Consider the following 254-nt stretch of genomic DNA (forward strand, 5'->3'; position numbering starts at 1 on the left):
CGCCGGCCGAACGCCGGAGACGTCCTCGGCGAGCGCGACGCCACCGCCCGAGACGTCGAACAGCGCACCCGCCCACTCGGCGGCGCGCTCCGCCAGCTCGTTCGCGGTGCGCGCACAGTCGTCCATCGCGCGGACGGCGTGCACGAGCTGCTGGTCGTCCGCGCGCTCCCGTTCGACGGCCTCGGCGCGCGCCGCCGCGACGGTCGCCTCGTGGAGCGCGTCGTAGTACGCGTCCTCGTCGTCAGCGAACCCGG

1 pseudogene is annotated in these 254 nt (G+C 76.4%); it reads right to left on the reverse strand.

Annotated features, from left to right (window positions below):
- Positions 1 to 254, reverse strand: a pseudogene (locus tag SM753_RS20905) (nucleolar); the annotation flags it as partial.

Source organism: Halostella sp. PRR32 (assembly GCF_034808085.1).
GTDB classification, from domain to species: Archaea; Halobacteriota; Halobacteria; order Halobacteriales; family Natronoarchaeaceae; genus Halostella; species Halostella pelagica.